We start from the raw sequence: 9,107 nt of genomic DNA on the forward strand, positions 1-9,107 counted from the left end.
TAGGAACTCAGTCCGAGTCAGGGAACGGTGGTCCATCTGGGTCACCGGACGCAACTCTTGGGGATGAAATTGTTGATGGACCCGTCGATAGTCCGTCGACGAATGAGCATCCTTGGATAGAGGATCCCGAGGACGGTCTTCGGTTAGCCGACGTCACTATACACATGGGCTCAGAGTGGATCCGTGATTTCCTCCAAGCAGAGGACGACGTATTAGCACTGACAGTAGCTGGCGATCAATTCATTGTCGAAGGAAATGCCCATCTCGAGTGGGAGTGCGATACATTCGGCCTGAAACACGTCTTCGTGAACGGCCGGGTGGGAGAGATCTACCTCGAGCCCGTCGCGAACGATGCTTGCCGCACGAACGAGAACAAAGCTGGACGAGGTCCGTGGCTCGCACCGTTCTCGGTCACAGGTCGATTCGGAGGCGGACTTCCTGACGCGCTGGAGGTCCATCTCGAAGGACGCTTCATCCGGGGCGATGGACCTCGTGGTGGCGCCTACACCCACCAGGAATTCTGATTTAAACCGGAAACCAGATGACGGTATCAAGGCTCGGATTCGTGCTGATTTATCAATCCAAACAGAGTGGAGGAGTCGGGCAAAATCTGGCTTCTCCACGAAGTCATGGCAACGAAACAAGAAACTCAGGACGAGTCAGTTCGAGCGGACAGAAAATCCACACTGAATCGAACAGTGTCTCGGCAGGCAGTGTTCGGTAGCGGTGGAATCGCCGTCGACGAAAGCCCGGTCGAATCAACCCTCTCGGATCACGGAATCGAACTCGCACCGTCTCGGTCAAGCCGTATCGATATGCCTCGCTGCCGAGGCTTCATCGATGAGAGACCAATTGAGAACAGTAGCAACGTCACCGAGGGTAATCAGACGGCCCTCTTCGCAACGACAAGCCGTAATCAGCGTACACTGGATGGACGGCTAGCGGCAATTCAGCCTCTTTTCGGCTCGTCCACTACGGACGGTGAAGGAGAATCGTCCGTATGAGGCCATCGCTCATTCTCTTAGTACACGCTGCCGGAGTTACCCCACGTAGTCAGAAGAATGCAATTCGTGGGGTAACCCGTTTCGGAGAGGTTCCTTTCGGGACCAATTGGTGTCACTACCTCCGCGAGAGAGCCCAATGAAACAGCTGGCACCCACGCGGATCGCGGAAGCGCTGCCTCCAGAGAAACTTCTGAAGACCAACCAGCAAGGGCTGATACGAGGTGGAATCGCTTGCATGCACGATATCCCAACCGTCCAGCAGTACGTGGCTTACGAGAATCAGCATGAAAGACGACGCTGGGTTCTCAGAATGCTCGCAGAGCAAGCAGCGACGCTACGTGAGTTGGAAATAGAGCCAGAGACTGAAGACTGAGACTGTAGGCAGACTGATATTCCTCCCCGACGAATCTGAGTCGTAGAACGGAGGATTTCGATGGCAGCTCAACCTGGAACTGGCAGTGGTCGCGACTTCGTCACAATCTTCAAGACCGGCTCAGTCGATCGAGGCGAGTATCCCGAACTCGCAGATCTACTTCTCGAGGGCCGGACACAGCTTACCGCGGAAACGAGCTATCTAATGAAATTCGGAGACGAGTCACACCGCAGTCTCACACCCTTCGATGTTGCCTCACTCCACGATGTCCCAGCGTACCCGTTACCAGAGACTGCACTGGATTCCCTGCCTGCTCACGTTCGAGCAGAACTCGAGCAGAACGGTGCCATCCAGATGATCGCCTCGTATGACCCTGAGAACCATCGGTTCGAAGAGGTCGATCTCGCATGGGACGACCAAGACTTCCTCGAACGAGTCACAGAACTCATCGCCGGGGAACTCTCTCTTCACGAGGCTGTCGACTGGATCGTCGTCGAGGAAGCAGAGCGATACACCGTTGCCCAGTGGGCCGATATCCGAGATGTGACCGAAGATGCAGTCCGGTCGAATATCAACGCTGCTCGTGAGAAGTTGCTCACTGAGCCAGAGTAACTCCTGCACCCAGGTATTGGGAGGTCAGCATGCGGTCTCGGGTCCGGTGTGGGACTTCGTTTCTAACGTTTCTAATCTCATCACAGACAGGGTTACCCAGCGTTTCTAACGTTATTAACACTGCTACCGTTGCTGCTGTTGTCGATATCATCAGCCTCTAAATTTTATCGCTCTGAAGAGCGTGGAGGAGCGAACGGTTGCATTCGTTCTCTCACCTCACACCACATGGCAGTCACAGACTCATCCTCAATCCAAGAAGGCGAACAGAGTCCGATAGTCGATGACCGCGATCGGCGGGCTCGTGAAGAACACATGGACGTAGCGCTGCTCCGGCAGGGTGGCCTCTACGAAGTCCAGTCGGAATCAGGCGCGCGATACGAAGTCGACCTCCTGGACAGACAGTGCAACTGTCCCGACGGGGAAAACCCGTCTACTCCGAGCCCATGTAAGCACGTCAGGCGGGTTGAGTTAGAATTAGATGGTGGTCGTATTCCGCGTCCAGATGGACGCCTTCCGCAGCGAAGTGACGGTAGACAATCTGAACCCATACCCAGGGACTCCGAGGTGCGGTTCAAATCACATCTCCTCTCGAAGATCCAGCGCCGAGAGAAGGAGCTCGCTCATCTGGATGCAGAGGTACAGGCTCTCCAGTTCGTGTACGATGTCATCGAGGAAATCTCAGAAGGGGATGACTTCGATCTGAAAACAGCGTTGTCCGAGGAATACGGGCCAGCAAGTCAACTGTAAGCCTCTTACTCGGAGATCTCCTCGTCGTCCAGTTCTTCGTTGGCGAACTCGATCAGTTTCTGCAGTCGGTCGTTGAACTCGTCCTCGAACTCAGTGTGGAGCGCGTCATCGTACATTCGAAGAGTACGCCCCAATCCGATCGCAGCGAGCCAGTCTCGGAACTGATTGCTGTTCATATCGTCGACAGACATGCTCAGTGCATCTGTGTTTGAGCCCGCCGCCCAGAGGATGAGAAGGTCGAGGTCGTTGACCATCGCGAGTCGGGCGAAGTCTGCAAAGGCAGCGCTCACCTCTCGAGATAACTGCGTGTACGAGACTGAATCACGGTCGAACTCTCGTTCTCCGTTCAGTAGCTCATTGACGTACGAAATCGAACGCAGTGAGAGGAAGCCATCTCTATCGACTGCCATCGGTGGATCACTCTCCGATTCAGCGATCTCCGATAATGCCTGTCCACAAGAGCCACAGTAATGATGAACCGCTTTGACCCGGCTCCCGCAATTCGGGCAGTAGGGCATACCGTGAGCTAGGGGTCATAGATACTGAGGCTTTGCTGGTAGAGAGATTCATGGGAGACATCTTGCGAACTGGCTCGAATCCTCTTTCGTCAGAAGTACATTCCCATCCCGTCGTCGCCTTTTGGCTTTCCGCATTTCCAGCATTCTTCACCGCTGCCCGTTCTTCTCCATTCGTGGTCGCAGTGTTGCATTTCTGGCGTCTCTAACTGCTCGAACGAATGCGCGTTGTAATCAATCACTGTCTCTGACTTAGAGGAGATTTTCTTTGCCCGACAGCGAGAACACGTTGATACCGTCGATCTTTCCCCTCGGTTCTCGGGACTCCAGATGTGTACATGGGGAGTTCCATCAGGTTCTAATGCATCATCGGCACCTCTCACGTAGGTGATGTTCGCGATATGCATTTGAGATCGATCTCCCGGTGAGAACATCGGGAATTGGCTCTCTGAATGGAGTTGGTATTGAGTGCCACAGAGAAGACATTTCGCGTCTCCCCTGTCGCGCTGGAACTCGTGGCTGCAATCAGGATTTGGATCCTCGAATTGCCAGCCATCAGGCGTTGAAAACCACTCTGAAGGATCGAACTCAGACCAGATTCTTTGAGAGGAATGTCGATAGGGGGAAAACGCACGCCCACCATCCTCATTAAATGCAGAATTGAATTGCTGAATTAGAAACTCATCCTTGGAAAAGCAGGATTCATCGGCCCACATCACACTGTAACCCGCATCCAGGTAATCGGCAGTCACCTGCGGGATATTCTTCGACTCATTCGCATGCTGAACCTCTACAATCACGCCTTCTCCGAAGAACCGATTTCGAGACGCGAATTCCACGAGAGCGTCCGCCCGTCTCCCAGCACTCCGCCCTTGACTACCAGAGACATCAATTGGTATTTCGGTAGAGCACTGATCAATGGATTCTACTCCTGTAAAACGACGTCTTAGGCCTGACACAGCAAGCGATTTCATTACTCGGTGTCGCTCTGACTCTGCAATGTTGTTACCCGCACCATAGCATTGGCTTGTCCCCCCTGTACTCCTCACATGGAAGAAATGGCGGGCTCGTTGATCTGGTCCTCCGCCCCTCGGCCGCATTCGTCCACCACATGACGGACATTCCACATCCTCAGAATCTGCAACCTCCTCGGGAACGACCAGCTCCTTGCCTTGATCACTCATCTCGTTTCGATAGGCCAGGAACGGCATATTCTAGACTGTCAAGAAGTAGTGTATCACTCCGCTAAATCTTGTCGCCCTCTCTGGGAATCGAATCAACTTCGTCGAGTGCCTCGGTCGCCACATCCCCGAGTTCCCCGGCCTCGATGTGAGAGTACCGCTCGCGAACCATCTCTTCGGAGTTATCCAAGTATCGAGCAGCGACGGTATATCCAAACGCGCGGACAAGCACCTCACCCATTCCTCGTCGGCCACCGTGTGGAGCAAGGTAATCGTGTTTGGGGTGGTCGATGTCGATGTCCGCAGCTTCCGAGAGTCGCTGAAGGATCGACCGTGCGCCGTCCGTCGTAATCGACGGCGGCTGAATATCCTCATCGAGCGCCAGCAGTAGGTCACGAGCGTACGCCTCACGACGGTCAGTAATGTCCTCTGGACGTTTCCCTCGATCAGCTAGCTCATCCTGGATGAGTTCTGCGAGCGTCCGTTGGTCGAAGGTTGGAAACACCGGCCAGCGCTCCGTCGGTGGGTCCATCAGCTTGCGATAGCTCCGCAGCGGCGAGATCACCGGGTCGGGGAGACTCGCGGCGTCCCACTGCTGTTTCTTCCGGTAGACATCCATACTCCCGTCGTCGAGGGAGAGGTCCTCCCAACGGACACCGCGCCGGCGCGGGTCGTTCGGGTCTCGGAGGAGTTCCCCGACACGAACGGCGGTGTACGCGAGGACGAACACCAGAGCACGGTCGCGAGTCGCCTTCAGCGCCGCGTAGTGCGCTCGCTGCTTGTCGAGGAGGTCAGTGTCCTCCTGGAGTGTCGTGTACGTCTCGATGGCGTCACGGGCTCGCTCGTCGACGTGGCGGGTGAGTGCGTGGCGCTGTTCGGACGTCCAGGCCTGCTGGTCGCCGGGCTTGCGGCCGTCGTCCTCGGGCAGCGGCGCCATCGCACTCGCCCGCTGCGCGTAGTGCGCTTCGAGATACCCCTCATTGACACACCAGCCACACCACGCGGAGATATAGCGGTAGTAGGTTTGTACGGTATTCTGCTTGAGTCCGCGATCACCACTGAGATGCCGGGCGTACTCCCGGAAGACTCGTTCGTCGAGGTCCTCGAAAGCGGGCTCCCGGTCGACATCGTCGGGAACGATCCCGGTCCAGTCGTCGTCACCACGGTCGCCGGCGGCCCACTCGGCAAACCGCTCCAGCTCACGCGCTGCGTTCCGTCGATAGTTCCCGCCGTCGCCACCACGACCCTTCCCCTTGTCCTGGAGATACCGTTCGAAGGAGCTCGCGAGCGACCGATCAGTGCGTTCTCGTGGTGTCATGAGTCCTCGTTCCCGTACTGGTAGATCGGACGGACATCCTCGAGGAGCGCTTCGATGATCTCCCAGAGGACCAGCGAGGGAGTCTCGTGTTCGAACGTGATTCCCCAGCGATCCTCCGCATCGCCGGCTGCGTACTGGAAATGCGTTCGTCCAAGATCGGGATGGTCTTCGTCCTGGTGCCAGCCAGCGTGAAAACCCGTGTTCGGGTCGGTGTAGTTGATACGGAACCAATCGTGTGGGTCCTGTCGATACCACTTGATAGACAGTTCCGGCGACTCAGGCCCTGTCGAAGGAGAAAGGCGGGCCGGATCAAAACGGGCCCGCAACTGCTTGGCCTCGATATCATCAGGAACGAACTCGACCGTCGTGATCTGTGGTACACGATCGAGGACGTCCCGCTTCAGCTGGGCGTAGAGGTTTGCGTTCGGGTCGCCACCGGGATGCGGGACCGACATCCGTCAGCTACTGGCCTCAGTAGGCTCGTTCGTTGGAGTGAGGAAATCCCATTCGCGAATGGCGAAGCCGACGATGTCGATGCGCCGCTGGAGGTGTTCCCACTCGCGGGCGATCTCACGGCGACGGTCTTCTTCGTCAGCGTCGAGACCCTCCTCGGCGAGCGTTCCGCGAAGCTGATTCGGTGACTCGACGTCGAATTCGTCCTCCCAGTCGCGGATCTGCGCCTTCATATCGGCGAGCCGGTCCGTGAGTTCCTCGACAGTGTGCCCGCTATCCCGGAGGCGCATCGCCTCCTGCATCGCCTGACGGCGGTAATCGGGGTAGTACGTCGTGTGAGTACCGCTCTCGTCACGGTGGAGGATCCCGTCGTCGACGAGACGTTCGAGGACGCGCTTGGTCGGCTCGTGTGACCAGCCCGCTTCGGAGGCGATCCAGTTGGCCGTCCGCGGCTCCGACAGCTGTCGGGCGGCCATCCGCACGCGGTCTTCGCCCGTGGTCTGGCGCTCCATCAGACCCTTGGAATTCGATTCGTCTTCGGTCATACGTTACCGTTCACGCCCTATCTCCATATAGATTGAGGTCATTCGTCCTATATCGAACTGCGGTATTCCGCTAGTTCTTCGACGTCGCTGAGTGGAACTACAGCAAACTCGCAGCCCGGTCTCGGCGGCTCTACCCTGGGGGAAGCGCCGTTCTGAGTCGATTGCAGCATTCGTGCTTACCGGACGGCGGCGGGGTACTTGAAAGTGGTCGTGATTATTGGGGTAATCAGGACCAACACGGAATTCACTCTGTTTCCTCTATTACAGCGTCTTATGGCCTCTAGACAATGAAATACCGCATTTAGCCACATTATAAATGGTATGTCGCTATACCATTTCGCGGCCGCTCCCGAGGACCGGCCTTGAAGAATATTCGAGAGCCGATCCGTGACGAGTACAATTACTATCCAGAGTGTCTGGCATGCAAACATTCATTCTATCTAACAACCATTGGATATGCGGTAATCGCACTATGATCCCTGAGAAACTCCTCCAATCTCTCTTTGACTCCCGGGTTCAAGCAAGTGCCAGTTCCTCCAACCGGGGTCGGCATCCGACGCGTATCCGGGTCCTACAAGCACTCCAAAGGGGGAACCTCTGCATCCCCGATCTCGCGGAGAAGTCGAACGTAACTCGCCAAACTACCTATCGAGCTGTTGCGCCACTCGACGAAGCGGGACTCGTTCGCGAGCGGAACGACTGCTTTACATTGACCTGCTCTGGATCGAGGATGCTGCAGGCATACTCCCAACTCGATGAGGAGGTTACGGTCGACTCGCTCGCCCGCCTCGCACGCTCACCACACCAACAGTGGCTGCTTCGAGCTCTCGAAACGGAGCCAATGAGAAAGTGTACTCTCGTCGAGCGCGCCCGAAATGAGGGTGGGCCCTCCCGAACGACGATTCACCGAATGATCACCCGCTTGCAGGGAGACGGCTACGTCGATCTGCGAGCAGGCATCTACGAACTATCCGAAACGGGTGAGTTACTCCAAGAGTCATTCGAACAGCTTCACGAAATCGCCGCAGGAGCCATTGAAAACCGGAGCTTCGTTCGCTGGCTGCCCGCTGAACTCGATTCGCTCCCACTCGAAGCCTTCGAAAATTCCGAGCTTATCCACAATACTCCGGACCAACCTCACAACGTCCTGAACGCGTTCGTCAGTGGTGCTGGAATCGATTTAGAAGCGTTCCGTGGCATGGGAGCCATTCGGAGCCCAGCACTTGATCAGGCGTATCGCCCGGTCGTGAAGCACACTCCCAGCGTCACCGTCGTATTCACTGACGAGGTCCTCTTCCAATTCCACAACGACCATCAGTTCGTCGACTATGCTGCTCAAGTCGATTTTTCTGCGTATCTCGAGGATGGCTTCATCAGACAGGATGCACGACTGTTGTTCGTTCCCGGGCCGATTCCGCTTCACCTTGCGATATACGACGATTCGCGCGTGATCATGGCGCCAGCCCCATCGACTGGAGTTACGGAGGCCGAATCAACGGCTCTCGAATCATCCGACTCCTGTATCGTCGAATGGGCGCTAGACCTCTTCAACGAACACCTGGAAGATGCTCGACCGCCAATCCGGGTGTTTCAGGAACACGCAGCAACCGTCATCAGAGAGAAGCACGGACACGAACGCCAGCTTCAATTCTCGAGACCACAGCAGAGGGCCAGATGATCTGCAGGAGAGGATTGTTCCACAACTCGTTACACTGTCTGTGGAGTTGCTCTATTTAGCGTTGCTCGCGTCTGAACCTTCATGGCCGAAAGACAATCGCAATCTAACACGGCCACTAACGATGGTCCCCCAGCAGTCGAGAACGAACCTCATCCAGGACCAACGCGTCAGGATGGAAGTCACGACTCCGCCACCAAGGAAGAGTGGTATAGCGTGACGTTCTCGGTGCCGTGGATCGTCCGTGGGGCAGATACGGGACAGGATGCGATCAATATCGCAGTTAGTGAAGTTGGCAAGCGCATCACCTCCGCCGGCGATCGAACGAGGAACTGCAATATCAACGTCCAGAGCTTGGGGTGTAACAACTGTAACAGCAGGACAGACGCCCTGCTCTTGGTCTCAAATACTGCTCTCGTCGGTCTCCTCGTGACTCTCGAGATCAAAGCTGCGTCTGACGAGGAGGCTGAGCGAATTGCTCGAAGAGAGATTGGACCTCACTTGGAAGACACACCACTCACCTCGGTCGACATCTCACGGATGTAGCGTCCCAACTGATTTCCAACGATAGTTGCGTTAGAAACGTTATTAGCGTTATTAACGCTAACAATGTTACCATCATTTCTAATGCTACCAGTATTAGAATCAGAGATTATCCACACTACAGAGGATGGTCATAGGACC

The 9,107-nt window shown here is 56.0% G+C and carries 11 protein-coding genes; 6 read left to right on the top strand and 5 right to left on the bottom strand.

Going from position 1 to position 9,107, the window contains the following annotated elements; genetic code table 11:
* The first annotated feature begins 164 nt into the window (after window positions 1-164).
* The 4 genes from NJT13_RS23090 (at window position 165) to NJT13_RS23105 (ending at window position 2,736) form a co-directional block, all read left to right on the top strand.
* Window positions 165-524 carry a hypothetical protein gene (locus NJT13_RS23090; RefSeq protein WP_254526146.1) on the top strand — a complete coding sequence of 120 codons (360 nt, stop codon included), beginning with the start codon at window positions 165-167 and terminating at the stop codon, window positions 522-524.
* A 616-nt stretch (window positions 525-1,140) separates the two neighbouring features.
* The gene (locus NJT13_RS23095; RefSeq protein ID WP_254526147.1) at window positions 1,141-1,377 is read left to right on the top strand and encodes a DUF8129 domain-containing protein; all 237 of its coding nucleotides are present in this window, start codon (window positions 1,141-1,143) and stop codon (window positions 1,375-1,377) included.
* A gap of 60 nt (window positions 1,378-1,437) precedes the next feature.
* Entirely contained in the window at window positions 1,438-1,989 is a 552-nt protein-coding gene (locus NJT13_RS23100; RefSeq protein WP_254526148.1) for a hypothetical protein, read from the top strand.
* 225 nt (window positions 1,990-2,214) lie between these two features.
* A complete protein-coding gene (locus NJT13_RS23105; protein ID WP_254526149.1) occupies window positions 2,215-2,736 on the top strand; it encodes a hypothetical protein in 522 nt (173 codons plus the stop codon).
* Between the two features lie 5 nt (window positions 2,737-2,741).
* On the opposite strand, the gene NJT13_RS23110 is transcribed toward NJT13_RS23105, so the two are convergent.
* The 5 genes from NJT13_RS23110 to NJT13_RS23130 form a co-directional block, all read right to left on the bottom strand.
* Complete coding sequence (locus NJT13_RS23110) at window positions 2,742-3,146, bottom strand: hypothetical protein (protein ID WP_254526150.1); 405 nt, start codon at window positions 3,144-3,146, stop codon at window positions 2,742-2,744.
* Window positions 3,147-3,343: 197 nt separating this feature from the next.
* Window positions 3,344-4,051: a hypothetical protein gene (locus NJT13_RS23115; protein ID WP_254526151.1), complete on the bottom strand. Its 708-nt coding sequence runs from the start codon at window positions 4,049-4,051 to the stop codon at window positions 3,344-3,346.
* Between the two features lie 445 nt (window positions 4,052-4,496).
* The gene (locus NJT13_RS23120) at window positions 4,497-5,750 is read right to left on the bottom strand and encodes a tyrosine-type recombinase/integrase (protein ID WP_254526152.1); all 1,254 of its coding nucleotides are present in this window, start codon (window positions 5,748-5,750) and stop codon (window positions 4,497-4,499) included.
* Window positions 5,747-6,205, bottom strand: coding sequence for a hypothetical protein (locus NJT13_RS23125; protein ID WP_254526153.1), 459 nt, complete (start codon window positions 6,203-6,205; stop codon window positions 5,747-5,749). The genes NJT13_RS23120 and NJT13_RS23125 overlap by 4 nt, the downstream gene beginning before the upstream one ends.
* A gap of 3 nt (window positions 6,206-6,208) precedes the next feature.
* On the bottom strand, window positions 6,209-6,748 hold the full coding sequence (locus NJT13_RS23130; RefSeq protein WP_254526154.1) for a DUF7342 family protein: 540 nt from the start codon (window positions 6,746-6,748) through the stop codon (window positions 6,209-6,211).
* 472 nt (window positions 6,749-7,220) lie between these two features.
* On the opposite strand from NJT13_RS23130, the gene NJT13_RS23730 reads away from it, so the two are divergent.
* Together NJT13_RS23730 and NJT13_RS23140 are read left to right on the top strand one after the other, a co-directional pair.
* Window positions 7,221-8,426 carry a transcriptional regulator FilR1 domain-containing protein gene (locus NJT13_RS23730; RefSeq protein WP_484549625.1) on the top strand — a complete coding sequence of 402 codons (1,206 nt, stop codon included), beginning with the start codon at window positions 7,221-7,223 and terminating at the stop codon, window positions 8,424-8,426.
* 81 nt (window positions 8,427-8,507) lie between these two features.
* Window positions 8,508-8,969 carry a DUF555 domain-containing protein gene (locus NJT13_RS23140; protein ID WP_254526156.1) on the top strand — a complete coding sequence of 154 codons (462 nt, stop codon included), beginning with the start codon at window positions 8,508-8,510 and terminating at the stop codon, window positions 8,967-8,969.
* Window positions 8,970-9,107: the final 138 nt, after the last annotated feature.

It is taken from the genome of Natrinema caseinilyticum, from assembly GCF_024227435.1.
Lineage (GTDB): Archaea > Halobacteriota > Halobacteria > Halobacteriales > Natrialbaceae > Natrinema > Natrinema caseinilyticum.